The organism is Micromonospora nigra (genome assembly GCF_900091585.1).
In the GTDB taxonomy this organism is placed as follows: domain Bacteria; phylum Actinomycetota; class Actinomycetes; order Mycobacteriales; family Micromonosporaceae; genus Micromonospora; species Micromonospora nigra.
Genome location: NZ_FMHT01000003.1, coordinates 4,320,883 through 4,339,291, shown reverse-complemented (window position 1 = coordinate 4,339,291; position 18,409 = coordinate 4,320,883). Strand labels below are relative to the sequence as shown.

Here is an 18,409-nt window from a genome sequence, read left to right as displayed (position 1 = left end):
GAGGACAGTCGATGCACTCACTGCCCGCCACACTCACCTCCGCCGAGCGCGTCAAGCTGAACCGTTGGTGGAATCAGCCGATCGGCCAGGTGCGTCCCGTCCTCGCCCTGACCGGGCCACCCTGCGCCGAGAAGACACAGATCCTGGACGACTTCGCGTTGTCCGTCGTGACGATGAACCGGACCGTGGCGGAGCCGGCCCGTGTGCAGTGGGCGAGACTGTCGGCCGACGGCTCGTTCGCCAGCTCCGCAGAGGATCCGGCGGCGGCGTTCGACGGGCTGCTGGCGACGGCCGAGGAGTCGGCCGGGGCACCGGGCCGGCGGATGCCCCAGGATTCCGCCGTCAGGTCCGTGCGGATCGTCCTCGTGGACGACGACGAGCAGCTCGGTGCGCAGCGGCCCGACCTGGCGATCCGACTGCTGCGGCTCGTCGCCGATCCCGACCGGCTGGACCAGGCCGGACTGCGCGTCGTCGTGGGGTGCCGGACGGCCGTGGCACCGGCGGCGTCCCAGTCGATGGCGGTGCCGTACATCCACGCTCGTAACGACTTGCTGGACCGGATCGGCGCGTGGGCGGGCGATCCGCGGGACGAGCCCGTCCTGCTCGTGCGCGGCCGACCGGGCACGGGCAAGACCCGGCTGCTGGCCGAGGCGGCACGACGACTGGACCGGCGCACCGATCTGCGCGTCGCCTACACCCTGCTCCGCGACGCCACGCGGCCGAGACCTCTGGGTGTGCCCGAGCTCGTGGCGGGGTTCGCCAGGGCCTTCGCACAGGACGGACTCTCGTTCGGCGACGCCCGGTCCGACCCGGTCCTGCTCGCCAACGTCCAGGTGGGAACTGCCCACCACAAGGTCGTCGGGATCCAGGTCAACGAGGTGTCGTTGCCGCCGTCGTCGGCGACCATGGCGGTGCTTCGGGCACAGTTGGAGCAACGGGTGGCGGCAGGCCGAGCGGAGACGCCGTTGCTGCTCGTGGTGGACGGCATCAACGAACTGGCGGAAACGGGCAGCGCGGACTTCGCCGAACTCCGCAACCTTCTCATCGCTCCGGACGAACTCATGCGCTGGAACGTCAAGGTCCTGCTCTCCGGGCACGACGCGGTGGACGTTCCGACCGCAACCCTCGACCTGGACGGCGAGGACAAGGCAGACATCCATTCCTACGCGGTCACCAGGCTGACGTACAACGGCGTGCCCGAGCAGACCGCCGACCTGCTGGCGGACCGGCTCGTCGAGCTGTCCAACGGCCTGTTCATCGTGGCCTCGGGATACCTCGACGAGATCGAGTCGGTCGATCCGCTGGCGATGGCGGGCTGGCTCTCCACGGCCACCCCGGTCACGGCCGCCGCCGACTACTTCGTGGCGGCCGTCCGCCGGCTGCTGGACGGCATCGAAGCCGGCCAGGCTGCTGCGGCATCGACCACGCGCATCGACGTGGAGCGGTTCCTGCGCATTCTCGCCCTCACCCGGCAGGGCATGACGTCAGCCGAGCTGGCCGCAGTCTGGCAGGCCACACCGAACCTGTCGAGGATCTCCGCACGGCCGCCCTGCTCCAGCTGGGAACACGTGTCGGCGACGATCGGTGAGGGACCTGAGCGGCGGTACATCGTACCGCCCGAGGATCCCGCGACCGACCGGTTCCGACTGCTGCATCCGACGCTGCGCGAGGCACTGCTGCGTTACCCTCGCCGACCGGGCGGGGCGAAACCGACGGTGCCGGCCCTGCAACCGCCGTACGAGGCGATCGGGCTCACCGCGGAACGACTGCGCTTCCTCACCGCGTTGACCCCCCTCTACGGGCAGGGGCCAGGGTGGGATCCGACGACCGGCCGCCTCGCACTGGCGGAAACCCTCTCGGTCGTGCACGACCTGGCCGAGCAGGCTCTCGATGACAGCCCGGACGAGGCGGTGATCGCCGAGTGCCACCGGCTTCTCGGTCTGCTCTTCGAGGACTGGGAGTGGATCGAGACCTGCGTCCGTCACGCCCGCGAACACGATCCGATCACGCTCGGGCTCGGTGTCGTGATCGACGGGCTGGGCCGGCTGGTGCGACTTGCGAACTTCGACACCGATCAGCCGATCCTGTGGCGGCACACCTCGGGCAGTGCCGCGGATCCCGATGACATCGACGCCGGTCCACGTTCGAGTGGATTCGTCTCACCCGGCGCCCACGTCCCCACGCCGCGACCTACGACAGGGCGCACCGGCAGACCGTTCTACGCGTCCGTCGAGATGGCACGCGTAGCGGAGGTCGTCAATGGTTACGAACGGCGCGCCACCAGGGAGGAGGCGCAACGGCGGTTGGCGGAGCTGGCGATGGACTTCACTCCGTCCCGGATCGTGCCGCCGGACATGGGCCCCGACGAACGTGTGCTGTGGATCCGGGGCTACTCGTTGCACCCACGCGAGGTCGGCAACGGTTACCTGGGCAACTACGCGAGGCTCAGCGTTCGGCAACTGGCCGACGGCTCGTGGACGATCGCGGCCGAGAAGCTGGCCGTCGACCTTGCCCGCCATCCACAGAAGGGGCGCCGTGCCCAGGCCCAAGCCCACCCGAACTGGCACCATCCCATCCTCGTCCGGGTCAAGGGCAATCCGCGCGACGGCGGCAGACCCCAGCGGTACGCGTCGTACGCGCAGGCGCAGGCGGAGCTCGTGCAGCTCAAACGGGAGTACCCGACGACCTCGATCCTCAACGACGGTCTGCTCTTCCTCATGGTGTACGACCGCCGGCAGCAACCGGTCGTCCGCAAGTTCCGGTTGGAGATCCAGGCCGCCGGCGAGAAGTCGTACGTCATCGCGGCGTATCCGAACGACAGGCCGGAGGAGGCCAGCAGCCGATGACCGTGTCGATCGCGCAGTTGCACCTCGCGCTGGTCAGGCAGGCCAGCGAGCTGGCCGCGCCGGAACTGCGCAACCAGCCGCAGACGGTGGCCCAGCAGCTGCTTTACCAGAGCCGGCTCGACCCGGCGTCCGCCACGCTGGCCGGCCCGGCGATGCGGCGACTACGGCAACTCGGCCGACGCCCTGATGTCGGCCTGACCCTGGCCACCCGCTGGTCGACCAGCGTGCTGCGGGAACGGATCCGACCCAACCGCGGGCAGATCACCGGACTGCACGTGTCCGCCGACGGGTCGGTGGTGCTGTTCAGTGGCGAAGACCAGACCCTGCACCGGTGGCAGGGCGGATCCTCCGCCGCCTGGCCGGAGAGCCTCGGGGTGCTGCGGCACCGCATCTCGACGGTCTCCGGAACCGCCGCCGCCGACCGGGCCGTCACCGGCGACCACGAGGGATCGGTCCACCTCTGGCACGTGCTGAAGCCGGGTCGACCGCCGCAGTTGCTCTGGCGGCACGAGCGGGCGGTGCGCGCTGTCGCCATGGACGCGCAGGGCACCACGGTCGTCTCCGGCAGCGACGACGGGGCAACTCTGGTCGGACGCCCCGGAGAGGCACCACGGGCGTTGCGGCAACCCACGTTCGGGGGTGTCCGAGCTGCGGCGATCGCCCCCGACGGCTCGTTCGCCGTCACCTCGCAGGGCCGGAGCGGGGTGTGGTTCTGGGATCTGACCACGGAGGACCCTGCCGCCCGCCAGCTCGTCGCCGAAGCCGAGGACGCGTACACCGCCGTCACGGTCAGCCCGGACGGCACCGTCGTCGCCGCGGTGACCCGCACCGGGTGTGTCTACGTGTGGGACGTCACCACCGGCGAGACGGTGGCCCGGCTACTCGGCCGGCACAGCCTGCAACTCTGGGCGGTGGTGGTGACCGACAACGGCCAGGTGATCGCCGGTGGCACCGACGGGCAGGTGCTCGCCTGGAACCTCCCGACCGGCGCCGGGCCGACCGTGCTCGGCATACACGACCGGTCGGTGACCGCGCTGGCGTGCGACCGGTCCGGCAACCTGATCAGCGCCGGCAAGGACGGGCTGCTGCTGAGATACCGGTTCGCCGACGACGCACCGGCGAACGCCGGTCAGCGGCACACCTTCGAGATCTGGACGGTCCGCTGCCTGGCCGACGGTTCCGCCGCAGTCACCGCCGGGCGTGACGGCGTGTACCTGTGGGACCTGGGCACCGCCACCCCGCCGGAGCCGGTACGCCTCAGCGACGCGAGCGTCAGGAAGATCGCCGTGCTCGCCGACGGAAGCGGATTCGTCTCGCTGACCTACGACAACGAGTTGCTCCTGCACGACCTGGCGAACCCGGACACGCCACGGCTGATCAACGCTCGCCGCTACCAGGGGACGTACCAAGACCTGGCGGTCACGCCCGACGGACGGGCCGTCATCACCGCCGGCGACGACGGCAGTATCCAGCGGTGGAACCTCACGTCGCCCCAGCCGCCCAGGACCATCGGCTTCCACAACAGCAACCGGGTACGCCGGGTGGCCGTGTCGCCCGACGGGGAGTTCGTCATCAGCACCGACGACTACCGGCGGTTGCTGCGGTGGCGCTCCGATCCCTCCGACGACGAGGTGCTCAACTGGCGACCCCTCGGCTCGGCGGACAGCCGTCCCCGCCCGATCCGGTGCATCGCGGTGACGCGCAACGACGTGGTCCTCGGGGACGACGCCGGGACGGTACGCCGGCTCAGCGTCAACGGCTTCGGATCCACTGAGCTGGGTCGGCACCGCGCCGACCAGAAGGTCCGGTCGCTGGCGGTCGGCGACAACGGCTCCTGGGTGGTCTCCATCGCCGACGACGGCGACGTCTGCTGCTGGGCGATGGACGCGAGCGGGCCGCTGGCCGTGCTCGTTCCGGCGGCCCTACCCAGGACGGTGGTCACCGGTGCGGGGAAGATCCTCATCGGTGACCGCAACGGCGGGCTGACCCTGGTCGACGTTCTGCCCGCTCCCGGATCATCCGCCGTACGCGGCGTACCGGCCGCCTCGACCAGCACGTCGACGCCCCTGGCGACCGCACCTGCCGCGCCGACCGCACCGGCCGACGGGCCACCGATGCCCCTGCCGGTCTTCGATCCCGCTGCCCGCCTGCCCGCCACGCCACCGCCGGTGGCGATACCGGTTGTTCAACCGGGTGGACTCACCATCGTCGTGGACCAGGTGTGGACCCGCGCGATCGCCCGGACACAGCGCCTGGAGTTCGCGTCCCTGCGGACGTACCTGGCGGCGGGACGCCCGAACGTGGCGGTGCTCGCATCCGCCGACGTTCCTGGCCTGCATCGGCTCCGGCAGGCCGCGCGGCACCTCGACTGGCACGTCGCGGATGTCGCAGCCGACGCGGTGCTGCGGGTGGCCGACATCGTACGGGTCGTCGATGACGTGCTGCGGCACGGCGAGGTGCTGCTGGTCAGCGGAAGGGCCGAGATCCTCGCCGCCGTCGCCGCCGCGCCCCGCCCCGGTCTGCGGATTGTCGACGACCTCACCGGCTACTTCCACAGTCGGCAGCCGGGGTCCCCGACGGCGGCAGGAGCTGTTCCCCTCGACCGTGGAAACCCGCCGGCCGAGGAGCCTCGACAGGGCGACGACGCGCGTACGGGAGCGGGAAATCACCCGACGGTCGTGCGGCCGATCCAGGTCGGCGACCTGGCGGCGGCGGAGAACCTGTTGGTCCGCGCGATCGACACCCTGCCGGTGCGTACCCCGACCGCCAGCGCGGTCAAGGCCGCCATGCTGCGCCTCGATCCGCAGTTCAGCGAACAGACCCTCGGCTTCGCCCGGTTCCGTGACCTTCTCCGTGCCATGCCGCACCGGGTGCGAGTGGTCGGCCAGTCGGGTGCCGACATCACGGTCGCCCTGGTCGACGATCGCGAGCCGCCTGACTGACCTGCGGCTCACGCCTCGGCAGAGTCACGCTCGAACAGGCGTTGGCGTTCGGCGGCCACGACCTCTCGGACGAGCTCAGCCTCGGACAGGTCCACCGCCTCCGGGCTCGAGTCAGCCATGTCGCTGACCCGTGCGAAGTCGTCGAAGATCCGCCTCTTCCCCGCCAGCAGTTCGGTGATCCGTTGGTCGACGCCGTCCTCGGACAGCAGCCGGTGGACCTGCACCGACTGCACCTGGCCCATCCGGTGCGCGCGGGCGATCGCCTGCGCCTCGGTCGTCGGCTTGAGCTGCGGTTCACAGATGACGACCACGGACGCGGACTGGATGTTGAGCCCGACGCCACCGGCCACGATCTGGGCCACCAGGACGGCGCCGTGCCTGGCGGACGAGAACTGGTCCACCAGCTGCTGGCGTCGGCCGGCTGGCACAGAGCCCGTGAGGGGCCCGAACACCGGCCCCGGCAACGATCGGGCCACGAGGTCGAGCACGTTCCTGAAGTGGGAGAACACGATGATGCGGCGCTCGTTCTCCGCCGCTTCGCGGACAATCTCGACGAGGCGCTGCATCTTGGTGGACTGGGCTGCTCCGAGCATCGCCGCCTGGCGCATCTCCATGAAGTTCCCGCGCTCGACCGCGCCCCGATACCGCGAGCGGTCCGCTGCGGAGAGGGGTAGCCATTCCTCGACCTCGATGAGCTGCGGAAGTTCGGCCAGCACGTCCTCCTGGTTGCGGCGCAGATACGCCGGTGCGATCTGCCGGCGGAACGTCCGCGGTGACAGGTCGTCGGCGTCCACGGTGAGATCCGGGCGTACGTAGGAGGCCAGGTTGCGGAACTCGTCGACCCTGTTTTCCAGCGGCGTACCGGTGAGCAGGATCGCGCGTTCCGACTCCTCCACGAGTCGCTTCGTCCTGATCGTCCGCTGCGCCTGCGGGTTCTTGATGTAGTGGGCCTCGTCGACGACGACGCACGCCAGGCCGCGGAGTTCCCGCAGCGCGGGCTCCCACCACGCCAGGGTCTCGTAGGTGGTGACGGCGACGCCGCCGTCGCGCAGCCACGTGCGGGCGGCGCGGTCGCGTTCCGGTCCGTGGACCCGGCACGCCCGCAGCTTCGTCTTGCTCGAGACCTCGCGCACCCAGTTGGTCACCACCGCCGCCGGGCAGACCACGAGGAAGTGGGTCTTCCCCCTGCTGTGCAGGTGAGCGAGGACCGCGAGCGCCTCGACGGTCTTGCCGAGGCCCATCTCGTCCCCGATGACGACCTTGCGCTGCACGAGCGCGAAGCGGGCGCCGAAGCTCTGGTAGCCGCGCAGCGACGCGGTCAGGTGTTCACCGTCGAGCACCTGGTCGCGTACCGCCTGGATGATCTCCTCCGGGAGGTCGCCGTGCACCGCGTCGTCATCCTCGGTGACGAACCCCAGCTCGGCGAGCATGGCGAAGTAGTCGGCGGGTCGGGCGAGGAAGTCGTCCCACGGGTCCACGCCGACGTTCCGCCGGCCGGACGCGGACGACGTGCCGAGCAGTTTGGCTCGCCGTCTGACCAGCTGGATGCTCTCGGCGAGCCCTGCGGCGGCGAGCTGCCGGGCCGGGATGACGAGCAGGTGGGTGACACCGGAGGTGATCGCGGCCCGTAGCGGTTCGAGTTCGGCTGCCCGTTCGAGGTCGGCAGCCGCTCCTCGGGTCTGCCGGCACGAGTCCCATTCGGCGAGGCAGTGCAGCAGCCGGGTGGTCTCCGGGCGACGGTGGTCGATGTCGATCCGGATCGGCATCTCGTCGTACGTCGTCCGCCACAGGGTCTGTGCCGCCCCGAGCATGCGCCGGGCTGACGTCTCCCCGACGCCCGGAAGCGCCTGCAGGTTCACACCGTCGTCCAGCACCTCCTGCACGGTGCTGATGCCCGCCTCGGTGAGCGGCCCCAGCCGGAGCCGGTCGCGGGTGGCGGTCTTCAACGCCTCCACCGGCATCTCGCCGAGGACCTGTCGGACCCCGGCGCGTCTGACCTGCTCACCTGCATCGCGCGCCGCTGACCGGTACGAGGCTTCGCCTGCGACGACCTTGGCGATGGTGTCCAGCGCGTCGGGTAGTCCGTCGACGACCGGCCGGTCCAGGATCTCGGGCGCCGGTGTGGCCGTTCCGGAGACGAGGTCGAAGCGGAGAGCCGGGTCGAGCAGCGCCGCCAACCCGAGCCTGCCCGGCTCGGCCGGCGCGGTGAAAGCGCCGAGGCGTTCCAGGCGACCAGGCCCGCCGTTGCCGACGACCGCAGCGTGGTGCCGGCGCAGGAACTCGCCTGCCACGACGGCCGACTGTCTCCTCGCCGAGCCGGTGAAGAAACGGCGCACGCCGAGCACGGGTGCGACGTCGGCGATGGCCCGGGGTACGTCCCTGGTGAGCAGGCGCAGCAGTGCGCGGTCGTCGGTCGTCGCCACGGGAAGCGTGGCTCTCTGCCACAGCCGCCGGACGACCGCCACGTCGCTGATCCGCAGTGGGAGCACGCGCCAGGCGGCTTCGCCCGCACGGCCGACCATGACACTCCGTGAGCGCAGGGCCTGTTCGTCGCCGCTGGCCGCGTCCTGGACAGCCTGGTGCCAGGCCTGGACGTCCGCCGCGCGTTGGCTCCACCGTCTGAGATCCGCCGCAAGGCGACGAGTCTGTTCGCGCTCCGTCTTGTTCATGCTCACCGCGGATCGAGGGGGTCCAGGGACGGTATCGTACGCGTGAAGCTGGGGACTGTGCCTGCCCGCTGGTACTCCACCCCCGACAGTGGCCAGCACCGACGCACATTCACCAGCAGCGGCATCACCTCGGCCACGTAGATCGCCTTGTCCAGTCGCCTGCCCGGATGGGAATGGTCACCGACGCCCCGCCCGAGGTGGGCGCCCAGCAATGCGTCTCGCTGCTCGTGACTGCCCTCGGTCACCAGAAACTGCGATGAGCGCAGGCGTCCACGGAACAACGACACGTCCCAGCAACGCCGGCACGGTCCAACGGCTCCCGAGCACCCACCGAGCGACCACCCACCACCGACGTACGCGAAAAAGGCCCCGACCCGGTGATAACCACCAGGTCAGGGCCTTGATCGTTGGTGCGCCGCCAGGGACTCGAACCCCGAACCCGCGGATTAAGAGTCCGCTGCTCTGCCAGTTGAGCTAGCGGCGCTCGTCGGCAACGGGGAGAAGATTAGCACGCCCCGTGAGCGGGGTTCCAATCCGATCCCCGGGTCCACCCTTTGGTCGATCTTTCCCACACGTAAGGGACAAACACCCCGCTATGTCGACGACCAGGGCTGGCCGGGCAAGCGTCATGCGGCACGATGTCCGCCAGGTGCGGGAAGGCGTGCGGCGGCGGGTGAGCCGGCGTGCCGGAGAGACAGAGGTACGGATGGGCGGGTTCGCGCGGGCCGGGACGATCGTGGGTGTCCTGGGCCTGGTGGCGTCGATGGCGTTGACCGGCTGCGGTGAGGACCGCGGCCAGGTGCAGTTCGTGGACGGTGCGGCACCCAGCTCGACCGCCAGCCCGGATCCGGCGACGACACCGTCAGGGGCGGCCCTGGTGGTGAGCCCGGCCGACGGGTCGAAGAACCGCCCGGTGAGCGCCGAGATCAGCGCGCAGCTACCGGACGGCGGCAAGGTGTCCCAGGTCACGCTGACCACCTCCGACGGCAAGGAGGTCGAGGGCAGGTTGCGCGCGGACGGCTCCTCGTGGGTGCCGTCCGCACCGTTGAAGTGGGCCACGCGCTACACCGCCACGGTGACCGCGACCCGACCCGACGGCACCGCCGGCCAGGGCACCAGCAGCTTCACGACGATGAGGAAACCGTCGTCGATGATCAACTCTGGGCTGTACCTGTTCGACGACCGGACCTACGGCGTGGCGATGCCGGTGGTTGCCGAGTTCCATCCGGGCATTCCGGAGAAGGATCGGGCGGCCGTGCAGAAGCGGATGTTCGTCCGGACGGATCCGCCGCAGCCCGGCGCGTGGCACTGGGTGGACAACGGCACCCAGGCGTACTACCGGGCCCCGGAGTACTGGAAGCCCGGCACGACGTTGAGCGTGCGGATCGCGCTGGCCGGCATCCCGCTGAGCAACGGCCGCTACGGCAACGTGGACCGCGGCGCCACGGCGAAGATCGGCCGGGCCTTCGAGATGAAGGTCGACAACGCCACCAAGCAGATGACCGTGTACGAGAACGGCCAGGTCGTCCGCACCGTGCCGGTGAGCCTCGGCAAGAAGAAGACGCCCTCCTCCAGCGGCACGATGGTGGTGATGGAGAAGAAGGAGGCCACGGTCTTCGACACCATGGACGACCCGGATCCGGAGAACCGCTACGTCACCGACATCGAGTTCGCCCAGCGACTCACCTGGGGCGGCGAGTACATCCACGCCGCGCCCTGGTCGGAGAACGTGCAGGGCCGACAGAACGTCTCGCACGGCTGCGTGAACGTCTCCATGGCGAACGCCCGCTGGCTGTTCGGCAAGACCCGGGTCGGCGACCCGATCACCATCACGGGCACCGAGCGCAAGCTTGCCGCCGGCAACGGGTGGACGGCGTGGAGCCTGAGCTGGGCGGAGTTCGTCAAGGGCAGCGCCCTGCCGGTGCCGGAGGGTGGCGCGGGCCCGGCGTTCTGAGCCGTCGTCGGCGCGGGAGGGTCGGCCACGACCGGAGTCCTGTCACCATCCGGACAATCCGCCCTAACGTGTTTCGGTTCACGTTCGGCAACGGGTAGGTGTTCCGGTGCGTCTGTGAGAGACGATGGGCGATCAGGACCACGACTGTGAGGACACCATGCGAGTTCGGGACACGAACCGGCGGCGCAGCGTACTGGCGGCAGGAGTGCTCGCCGTCGCCCTGGCACTGACCTCCGGCTGCACCGGCGGCGGCGACGAACCCTCGGGCTGGCACGGCGGCGTCGACCAGCCGGCCGCACCGAAGGCGTCGGCCGCCATCACCGAACCGGCCGCCGACGCGACGGATGTGCCGGCGTCGACCTCGATCACGTTCACCACGAAGGACGCCGAGGACACGGTCGTCGAGCTGAAGGACGCCGCCGGCGAGAGTGTCGAGGGTGCTCTCGCCGCCGACGGCGCGAGTTGGCTGCCGACCGGCGCGCTGGAGTACGGCGAGACCTACACCGCGACCGTGACGGCGACCGGCGACGACGGCAGACCGGCGACGGCCACCAGCACGTTCACCACCATGGCGAAGCCCGCCAACCAGGTACGGGTGATGAGCTTCCTCGGCGACGACCAGACCGTCGGGGTGGGCATGCCGCTGATCGTGCGGTTCAGCCGGGCGATCCCGGAGAGCCACCGCGACGACGTGCAGCGCCGGATGTCCGTCACCGCCACGCCCGCCCAGGAGGGCATCTGGCACTGGGCCAGCCCCACCGAGATCCGCTACCGGCCGAAGGAGTTCTGGCAGGCGGGCAGCGCCGTGTCGTACCGGGTGCAGGCCGGGGGCCTGCCGCTCGGCGACGGCTGGTACGGCCGCGCCGACCTGACCGTCGACATCAAGATCGGTCCGGCGGTGGTGATGACGGTCGACAACCGCACCAAGCGGATGACCGTCACGAAGGACGGTTCGGTGGTCAGGACCATCCCGGTGAGCCTGGGCAAGAAGAGCACGCCGTCGTCCAGCGGCACCATGGTCGTCATCGAGAAACTGCGCAAGACGGTCTTCGACACGTACGAGGAACTGGGCCCCGAGGAGGGCTACCGCACGAAGATCGACTACGCCCAGCGGCTCACCTGGGGCGGCGAGTTCATCCACGCCGCGCCCTGGTCGGAGGGGCAGCAGGGCACCAGGAACGTCTCGCACGGCTGCGTGAACGTGTCCATGGCCAACGGTGCCTGGCTGTTCAAGAACACCCACATCGGCGATCCGGTGACCGTCAAGGGCACCGAGCGGAAGCTCCAGAACGGCAACGGCTGGACCGACTGGAACATGAGCTGGGAGCAGTACGTCAAGGGCAGCGCCCTGCCGTACGAGCCGGCGGCAGCGGATCCGGAGACGGCCGACCCGGAGACGGCCGACCCGGAGACGGCCGACCCGGAGACGGCCGACCCGGAGACGGCCGACCCGGAGGTCACCCCGAACCCGTGACCCGGGCGACCAACGACGTGGGCCGTTCGCCGCACCGGCCCGGGACGGTCTCCTCCGCCCCGTCGAGGTGGCGACGTTCCGCCTACCTCGACGGGGCGTTCTCGCCCTTGCGGTAGGAGTTCGGGGTGAAGCCGAGGACGCGCCGGAAGTCGGTGCTGAGGTGCGCGTGGTCGGCGTAGCCGAGTTCAGCGGCCACCTGCGAGATGGTCGCCGAGGGGTCGTTGCGTAGTCGCTGCGCGGCGTCCTGCAGCCGGTAGCGGCGGATGATGGCCAGGGGTGTCAGCCCGACATGACGCTGTGCCAGCCGCTGCACGCCACGGGTCGAGATGCCGAGGTGCTGTGCGACCTGGTCGACGCGCACGATCGACGGATCGGAGGCGATGAGGTCCTCCATCGCGTTGGCCAGCGCGCCGCCCTCGTCGGGCGGTGTCAGGGCCCGAGCCGCCCAGAACTCCGTGCAGGCCAGGACCGCGCGGTCCCGACCAGCCGTCTCGTCGTCGTCGCGCATCGCGGCCGAGACGGTGTGGTGCAGGTCCGGGGCGTCGAAGGGCACGTGGGTGTCCCGGATGTCGGTTGGGGCGGTGCGCAGCGACGCGATCCCGGCTGGTCGCAGCAGGGCGCCGACCGCCCAACCGCGGCCACGGAGATCCCGGTGCGACACCCCGGTTGTGGGGCCGACGAGGGACACGCCGCCGGGCTCGACCACGAGGTTGGAAGCCGGGAACGGCAACAGTTCCTGGCGGGAGGTTCTGCCGGGCGCGAGGTTCCACCGCGGAATCCAGAACCACCGGACGAGTTCGCTCAGTTCCGCAGGGGCCGGGACGCGGTGGAAGGACGGCAGCCGGGCGGGGTAGAGGATGCCGCGTCCGCTGCCGAGGCTGGTCATGGTGGTGCCCTCCCGCCGGGTCGTCGCGAATCTTCAAGCCGGTGCCGCGAGCACACACGTACGGTCGATTCATGGACGAACACGACACGCCCCGTCGCGGGGCGACGGGTGAGCACACCACCGACGGCATCCCACACGGCTCGACGAGTCTGACCCCGTTCCTGGCCGTCGAAGGTGCGTCGGACGCCATCGAATTCTACCGGTCGGTGTTCGGCGCTCGGGTGGTCGACGTCACCGAGATCGGGGGCGTCACGGTGCACGCGGAGCTCGACTTCGGCAACGGCAGGCTCCAGCTCGGCGAGCCCAGTCCCGACCACGGTCTGGTGCCTGCACCCGGAGGGGATGGTGCCTGCTACTCGATGGGCCTGTACTGCGCGGACGTCGATGCGGTCGTCGAGCGTGCCGAACAGGCCGGAGCGACGGTCCGCGAAGCGGTGAGCACCTTCGTCTCCGGCGACAGGTTCGCCTCCATCCGCGACCCGTTCGGTGTCCGCTGGTCGATCATGTCCCGCGTCGAGGATCTCTCCGAGGCCGAGAGCGCGCGTAGGATCGCCGCGTGGGCGGCAACGCAGGAGGCATCGAGCGCCGGATGACCGATCAGCCACCGGATCGGGCAGAGCACCGCGCGGACGATGGCGGCCCGCTCGTCGTTGCCGACGCCGGGGCGTGGCGGGCGTGGCTCGACGACCACGAGGACGCCTCCGACGGGGTCTGGCTGACGCTGGCGAAGAAGGGCGTCACCACTCCCACGTCGCTGACCTACGCGCAGGCCCTCGACGAGGCACTGTGCAGCGGGTGGATCGACGGCCAGTCCAGGACCGTCGACACCGCGACGTACCAGCGACGCTTCACCCCGCGCCGGCAGCGCAGCCTGTGGTCCGCCCGCAACGTCACGCACGTGGCGCGGCTCATCGACGAGGGGAGAATGCGCCCGCGCGGGTTCTCCGAGATCGAACGAGCCAGAGCCGACGGCCGCTGGGACGCCGCCTACGCCGGGTCAGCGACCATCGAGATGCCGGACGACCTCGTCGCGGCCCTCGGCGAGGTCGAGGCCGCTCGGCGCACGTTCGACACCTTGAACGCCCAGAACCGCTACGCCGTCCTGTTCCGGGTGACCACGGCGCGCACCCCACAGACCCGGCAGCGCCGGCTCGATCGCCTGATCGAGATGCTGGCTCGCGGTGAGACACCCCACCCCCGGTAGCGCCCCCACCATGCCCCTGAAAATGCGTCAGGGCCGGTGAGAACCGGCCCTGACCTGGGTCTTACCTGGGGTGACTGATGGGAATTGAACCCACGACAACCGGGACCACAACCCGGTGCTCTGCCAACTGAGCTACAGCCACCATGCCGCCGCACCCGGTCGAACGCCCCGGGCGGGTGCGGAGAAATCATACCCCCACCATTGCCGACCGCGTCCACCGGGTTGTCGGCGGGGGGTCACAACTCGGCGGCGATGGCCTTGGCGGTCTCCACGTCCGGACCGGGCAGCGGGACGAAGACCGTACGCCGGTAGTACTCCAGCTCCCGGATGCTCTCCCGGATGTCCGCCAGGGCCCGGTGCGCCAGCCCCTTCTGCGGCTGGCCGAAGTACACCCGCGGATACCAGCGGCGGCACAACTCCTTGATCGAGGACACGTCGATCATCCGGTAGTGCAGATGGGCGTCGAGACGGGGCATGTCCCGGGCGATGAAACCCCGGTCGGTGGCGATGGAGTTGCCGCACAGCGGCGCGCTGCGCGGATCCTTCACGTGACTGGTGACGTAGTCGAGCACCATGTCCTCGGCCTCGGCCAGGGTGACGGCGGAGCGGCGCACCTCCTCTGTCAGCCCCGACTTGCCGTGCATGGTCCGCACGATCTCCGGCATCGCCTCCAGCGCCGCCTCGTCGGCGTGGATCACCACGTCGACACCCTCACCGAGCACGTTGAGGTCGGGGTCGGTGACGAGCGCGGCGACCTCGATCAGCTTGTCGCCACGAAGGTCGAGCCCGGTCATCTCACAGTCGATCCAGACGAGAAGATCAGCCACCGGCCAAGCCTACGCGCAGCGCACGACCCGTGGCACCGCGCCGTCGGCGCGACCGACCGCTAGGGTTTCCCCGTGTCCGCCGAAACAGCCGCGCCGCCCGCCGACACCGACCACGACTCCGGCGGCCGTAAGGTCCGCCGGGTGGTCGCCGTGCTGGCGCTGGCGGCCGTGCTCCCGGCGCTCTACCTGCCCGGTCTCGTACACGACTTCTTCGACCTCAAGATCTACATGCGGGCCATGGACTGGTGGGCGGCCGGCAACCCGTTGTACGACTACGTGCAGCCGGACCGGGTGCAGGGCGAGTTGTACTTCACCTATCCGCCCTTCGCCGCGCTGCTGCTGCGGCCGTTCGCGGTGCTGCCGCTGGGCGCCACCATCGCGATCTTCACGACCCTCACCTGCGTCGGCGTGGTGGTCACCACCCGATGGCTGGTCGAACCGCTGGCCGCCCGGCACCATCTGCCCCGACTGTTCATCCTCAGCATCGGCGTACTGCTGGTGTTCGCGGTGGAGAGCACCCGGGAGACGATCACCTTCGGCCAGATCAACATGCTGCTGGTCGTGCTGATCCTGGCCGACGTGCTGTTCGCCGTACCCCGCAACGGGCGCTGGGCGGGCGTCGGCATCGGGCTGGCGACGGCGCTCAAGCTCTTCCCGGGCATCTTCATCGTCTACCTGCTGGCGACCCGGCGGTGGCGGGCGGCGGCGGTGGCGAGCGCGACGGCCGCGGTGGCGACGCTGCTCGCGGCGGCGGTGGCGCCCCGCGACTCCTGGCGCTTCTGGACACACGAGCTGTGGGCCACCGACCGGGTGGGCCGCACGGACTACACGGGAAACCAGTCGCTGTTCGGCCTGCTCAGCCGCATCACCGCCCCGACCGAGCCGCACCGGCTGCCCTGGTTGGTGCTCGTCGCGGTCGTGGTCGCCTACGGACTGTGGCGGGCGGTGCGGGCCACCCGCGCCGGGCGGCCACTGGTCGCCCTGACCCTGACCGGCCTGGTCGGGGCGCTGGTCAGCCCGATCACCTGGACGCACCACATCTACTGGTTCATCCCGGCGGTGGTGGTGCTCACCGACGCGGCTCTGAGCGCCGACCGGTCGACCCCGGCGGGTGCGCGGCGGCGACGCGGCTGGGCCACGCTCGCCGTGGGCACGTCGGCGATCATCGTGTACGGCGTGGTGTCCTTCCAGGACTGGGGTGTGGCTCCGGTACGCACCGACTCGCCGGTGGAGTTCCTGCTGCGCAACACGTACGTCCTGTTGGCGCTGCTGCTGCTGGTGACGCTGCCGACGGGCGGGGTGCGGGTCGTCGGGTCACGGCGCGGGCGGCAGGCGGGCCGGTCAGGGGCACGGGGCGCGACCCCGTCGGGCGGCGGAGCCCGTCCGGGGCGTTAGCCGGACGAGACCACCGAAAGGGACACTCTTCCCGACAGCGGCCCTTTGCCGCTAACCTGGTCACACCTGCCCCGGACTCTTCTCGGACAGGCACCGATCCCCCGGTGGCAGGACGGCCCTCCGCGTCGGCAGCGCGGAGGGCCGTCCGCCGCTGTTCAGCGGGTCACCCGTCGGCTGAACGGCGGCACCGGCGGCTCAACGGCGGCACCGCCGGCTCAACGGGTCACCCGGCGGCTCAGCGGCGGCACCGCCGGCTCAGCGACGTCACCGTCGGCGGCCGTCCGGTGGGACGGCAGGGCGAAGCCGATCCGACTGTTCGGCGGCGGACAGCGGCGGCCAGGCCAGGGTGAGGGCGATCGACTCGCCGCCACGAGCCGCACCACCACCAGCCGCACCGGCGGGAGCGGCCGGAGCGGAACCGCCCGCAGCAACGGCACCACCGGCCGGGGCGGGGCGTTGCGGCGCGGGCAGGTCGGCGAGGGTGGCCGGGCGGCGTGCCGGCACGGGCCCGAGCGCCGGACGGCTGGCGGCACCCACCGCCACCAGTTGACGCTCCACCCCGGGACGCGGCCCGGTCGGCTGCGCGCCGAGCCCACTGAGCGACGTCACCCCGAGCCGGCCGGCGAGCACCGGCACCTGGTCGGGCTCGACCACCCAGACGACCTCGCGCAGGCCCACCGGGCGCAGCAGGAGCAGCCCCGCCACCATCACCAGCAGCAGTCCTGCGGTCAACGTCCCCCAGGTCACCGGGGCGATCCACCCGGCCTCCCACTCGGCGCGCAGGTCCAGGGTGAGATCGGCACGACCGTCCGGACGCATCACCACCAGGCTCAGCCGCCGATCCTGGAGGTCAGCCGGGTTCCACTCCACGGCACCGACGCCGTCGCGTACCCAGAAGGGAGCCGTCGCGGGCCGCACGGGCGCGGCGGACGACGCCCTCGACGGCCCGGCGGGTGCCAGGCGGACCGGCAGCGGGCCACGGGCCAGCGCCACCCGGCGCACCGCGGCGTGCGGCACCTCGGCGAGCCAGCGCTCGACCTCAGCGGTGGGAGCCAGGCCGAGGAAGGCCGGCCCGTCCGGCGTACGCGCCTGCAACCGCAGCTCGGCCCGCCCCGCCCGGACGAACGGCGCCTCGGCGCGCAGCAGCTTGTCCAGGTCGTCGACGACGACGGCGTGGCCGGCGGTCTGCACGGTCTCGAACCGGGCCGAGAACGCCCCGTCGGGCTCGGCGTGCCCGGTGAGCAGGCCGAGCCCGGCGGCGACGAACAGCGCCGGAACCCCGGCGGCCAACAGCAGCATTCCGGCCAGCACGCGCACGACCCGCATCCGCCTCGTCCCCCTCCGTAGCCAGGTACCCGGCAGACCTTACCGACGCGGAGCCGCTGATCAGCGGATATCCACGACACGGGGGCCGGAAGGCAGCCGGCCCGCCGGAAGGTCCGACGGGCCGGGACGACGCGGTACGGGTCAGGGCTGCTGCGGGTTCGGCTCCCGGCGGGTACGGGTGAACGCCAGCCCGCCGAGCACGAGCCCGCCCAGGCCGGCGACCAGCCCGGCGACGCCGAGCCCGACGGCGAGTCCGTCGCCGCCGTCCCCGTCGTCGGTGCCCGCCGCGGCAGCGGGCGCGTCGGCCGCGGCCGGGTCGGCCGGGGCGTCGGCGGCGGTGAGGGTGAGCACGGGCGCGGGGTTGGCCGGCTCCTCCCCGCCGGCGACCGGCTCGTCGATCCAGCGCACCACGGCCCCGTCGGAGTACGTCTGCAACGACTTGAAGACCATCGTGTCGACCTGCGGCAGCGGGCCCATCGAGACCGGGAACTCCTGGAAGGTGCCCGGCGCGATGGCGGCACCCTCGGTCGCCGTCCAGGTCACCTTCGACACCACCTCGGTGAGCTGGGCCCCGTGCACCTCGACCGGCGGGTCGACCGTCCGCTTGTCCACCACCGTCGTCCAGCCCGGCACGGGCATGGTGCTCACCGAACCGACCGGCGCGTTCTCCGGCAGGAACACCTCGACCTTCGTGGTCGACGCCGTGTCGCTCTCGTTCGGCACCCGGAACGCGAAGCGACCGTACCCGCCCTGGGTGGCCTCCTTCGGGTTGACCGTGACGTGCGCCGACGCGGGCGCCACGAAGCCGAACACGGCCGTGGCGACGACGCCGAGTGTCAGGGCGGCAGCGGCGGTTGCGGTACGCCGGAGACGGGTCATCACGGAG

At 71.2% G+C, this 18,409-nt stretch carries 12 protein-coding genes and 2 tRNA genes; 7 read left to right on the top strand and 7 right to left on the bottom strand.

Annotation, left to right across the window (positions count from 1 at the left end):
• Nucleotides 1–11: 11 nt before the first annotated feature.
• Nucleotides 12–2,846 (top strand): AAA family ATPase, encoded by a 2,835-nt coding sequence (locus GA0070616_RS18880; RefSeq protein ID WP_175440129.1) that lies wholly within the window; start codon nucleotides 12–14, stop codon nucleotides 2,844–2,846.
• On the top strand, nucleotides 2,843–5,788 hold the full coding sequence (locus tag GA0070616_RS18875; RefSeq protein WP_091084512.1) for an OST-HTH/LOTUS domain-containing protein: 2,946 nt from the start codon (nucleotides 2,843–2,845) through the stop codon (nucleotides 5,786–5,788). Before GA0070616_RS18880 ends, GA0070616_RS18875 begins: the two co-directional genes overlap by 4 nt.
• Nucleotides 5,789–5,796: 8 nt before the next feature.
• Here the strand turns inward: GA0070616_RS18875 and GA0070616_RS18870 are convergent, their stop codons facing one another.
• On the bottom strand, nucleotides 5,797–8,310 hold the full coding sequence (locus GA0070616_RS18870; protein WP_245712829.1) for a DEAD/DEAH box helicase: 2,514 nt from the start codon (nucleotides 8,308–8,310) through the stop codon (nucleotides 5,797–5,799).
• A gap of 555 nt (nucleotides 8,311–8,865) precedes the next feature.
• A tRNA-Lys gene (locus tag GA0070616_RS18860) sits at nucleotides 8,866–8,941 on the bottom strand.
• A gap of 222 nt (nucleotides 8,942–9,163) precedes the next feature.
• Between GA0070616_RS18860 and GA0070616_RS18855 the strand changes: the two genes are divergently transcribed.
• Nucleotides 9,164–10,411: a L,D-transpeptidase gene (locus GA0070616_RS18855; protein ID WP_091084501.1), complete on the top strand. Its 1,248-nt coding sequence runs from the start codon at nucleotides 9,164–9,166 to the stop codon at nucleotides 10,409–10,411.
• A gap of 157 nt (nucleotides 10,412–10,568) precedes the next feature.
• Nucleotides 10,569–11,885: a L,D-transpeptidase gene (locus tag GA0070616_RS18850; RefSeq protein ID WP_091091110.1), complete on the top strand. Its 1,317-nt coding sequence runs from the start codon at nucleotides 10,569–10,571 to the stop codon at nucleotides 11,883–11,885.
• Nucleotides 11,886–11,967: 82 nt separating this feature from the next.
• On the opposite strand, the gene GA0070616_RS18845 is transcribed toward GA0070616_RS18850, so the two are convergent.
• Nucleotides 11,968–12,771, bottom strand: coding sequence for a helix-turn-helix transcriptional regulator (locus tag GA0070616_RS18845; RefSeq protein WP_091084497.1), 804 nt, complete (start codon nucleotides 12,769–12,771; stop codon nucleotides 11,968–11,970).
• Between the two features lie 71 nt (nucleotides 12,772–12,842).
• On the opposite strand from GA0070616_RS18845, the gene GA0070616_RS18840 reads away from it, so the two are divergent.
• Entirely contained in the window at nucleotides 12,843–13,364 is a 522-nt protein-coding gene (locus GA0070616_RS18840) for a VOC family protein (RefSeq protein ID WP_091084493.1), read from the top strand.
• Nucleotides 13,361–13,975: a YdeI/OmpD-associated family protein gene (locus GA0070616_RS18835; RefSeq protein ID WP_091084488.1), complete on the top strand. Its 615-nt coding sequence runs from the start codon at nucleotides 13,361–13,363 to the stop codon at nucleotides 13,973–13,975. Before GA0070616_RS18840 ends, GA0070616_RS18835 begins: the two co-directional genes overlap by 4 nt.
• Nucleotides 13,976–14,041: 66 nt before the next feature.
• Here GA0070616_RS18835 and GA0070616_RS18830 read toward each other — a convergent pair.
• A tRNA-His gene (locus GA0070616_RS18830) sits at nucleotides 14,042–14,117 on the bottom strand.
• 94 nt (nucleotides 14,118–14,211) lie between these two features.
• Nucleotides 14,212–14,802 (bottom strand): oligoribonuclease, encoded by a 591-nt coding sequence (gene orn, locus GA0070616_RS18825; protein ID WP_091084485.1) that lies wholly within the window; start codon nucleotides 14,800–14,802, stop codon nucleotides 14,212–14,214.
• 72 nt (nucleotides 14,803–14,874) lie between these two features.
• Between orn and GA0070616_RS18820 the strand changes: the two genes are divergently transcribed.
• Nucleotides 14,875–16,197 (top strand): glycosyltransferase family 87 protein, encoded by a 1,323-nt coding sequence (locus tag GA0070616_RS18820; RefSeq protein ID WP_091084481.1) that lies wholly within the window; start codon nucleotides 14,875–14,877, stop codon nucleotides 16,195–16,197.
• 264 nt (nucleotides 16,198–16,461) lie between these two features.
• On the opposite strand, the gene GA0070616_RS29470 is transcribed toward GA0070616_RS18820, so the two are convergent.
• Both GA0070616_RS29470 and GA0070616_RS18810 read right to left on the bottom strand, forming a co-directional pair.
• Complete coding sequence (locus GA0070616_RS29470; RefSeq protein ID WP_091084477.1) at nucleotides 16,462–17,523, bottom strand: hypothetical protein; 1,062 nt, start codon at nucleotides 17,521–17,523, stop codon at nucleotides 16,462–16,464.
• Between the two features lie 141 nt (nucleotides 17,524–17,664).
• Entirely contained in the window at nucleotides 17,665–18,402 is a 738-nt protein-coding gene (locus GA0070616_RS18810; RefSeq protein WP_091084474.1) for a YcnI family copper-binding membrane protein, read from the bottom strand.
• Nucleotides 18,403–18,409: the final 7 nt, after the last annotated feature.

What these genes read in the sequence shown, in the direction of transcription:
- GA0070616_RS18855 (WP_091084501.1), top strand. Translation starts at nt 9,164, where the DNA reads ATGGGCGGGTTCGCGCGGGCCGGGACGATCGTGGGTGTCCTGGGCCTG.
- GA0070616_RS18810 (WP_091084474.1), bottom strand. Translation starts at nt 18,402, where the DNA reads ATGACCCGTCTCCGGCGTACCGCAACCGCCGCTGCCGCCCTGACACTC.
- GA0070616_RS18875 (WP_091084512.1), top strand. Translation starts at nt 2,843, where the DNA reads ATGACCGTGTCGATCGCGCAGTTGCACCTCGCGCTGGTCAGGCAGGCC.
- GA0070616_RS18880 (WP_175440129.1), top strand. Translation starts at nt 12, where the DNA reads ATGCACTCACTGCCCGCCACACTCACCTCCGCCGAGCGCGTCAAGCTG.
- GA0070616_RS18845 (WP_091084497.1), bottom strand. Translation starts at nt 12,771, where the DNA reads ATGACCAGCCTCGGCAGCGGACGCGGCATCCTCTACCCCGCCCGGCTG.
- GA0070616_RS18850 (WP_091091110.1), top strand. Translation starts at nt 10,569, where the DNA reads ATGCGAGTTCGGGACACGAACCGGCGGCGCAGCGTACTGGCGGCAGGA.
- GA0070616_RS18840 (WP_091084493.1), top strand. Translation starts at nt 12,843, where the DNA reads ATGGACGAACACGACACGCCCCGTCGCGGGGCGACGGGTGAGCACACC.
- GA0070616_RS18835 (WP_091084488.1), top strand. Translation starts at nt 13,361, where the DNA reads ATGACCGATCAGCCACCGGATCGGGCAGAGCACCGCGCGGACGATGGC.
- GA0070616_RS18870 (WP_245712829.1), bottom strand. Translation starts at nt 8,310, where the DNA reads ATGGTCGGCCGTGCGGGCGAAGCCGCCTGGCGCGTGCTCCCACTGCGG.
- GA0070616_RS29470 (WP_091084477.1), bottom strand. Translation starts at nt 17,523, where the DNA reads ATGCGGGTCGTGCGCGTGCTGGCCGGAATGCTGCTGTTGGCCGCCGGG.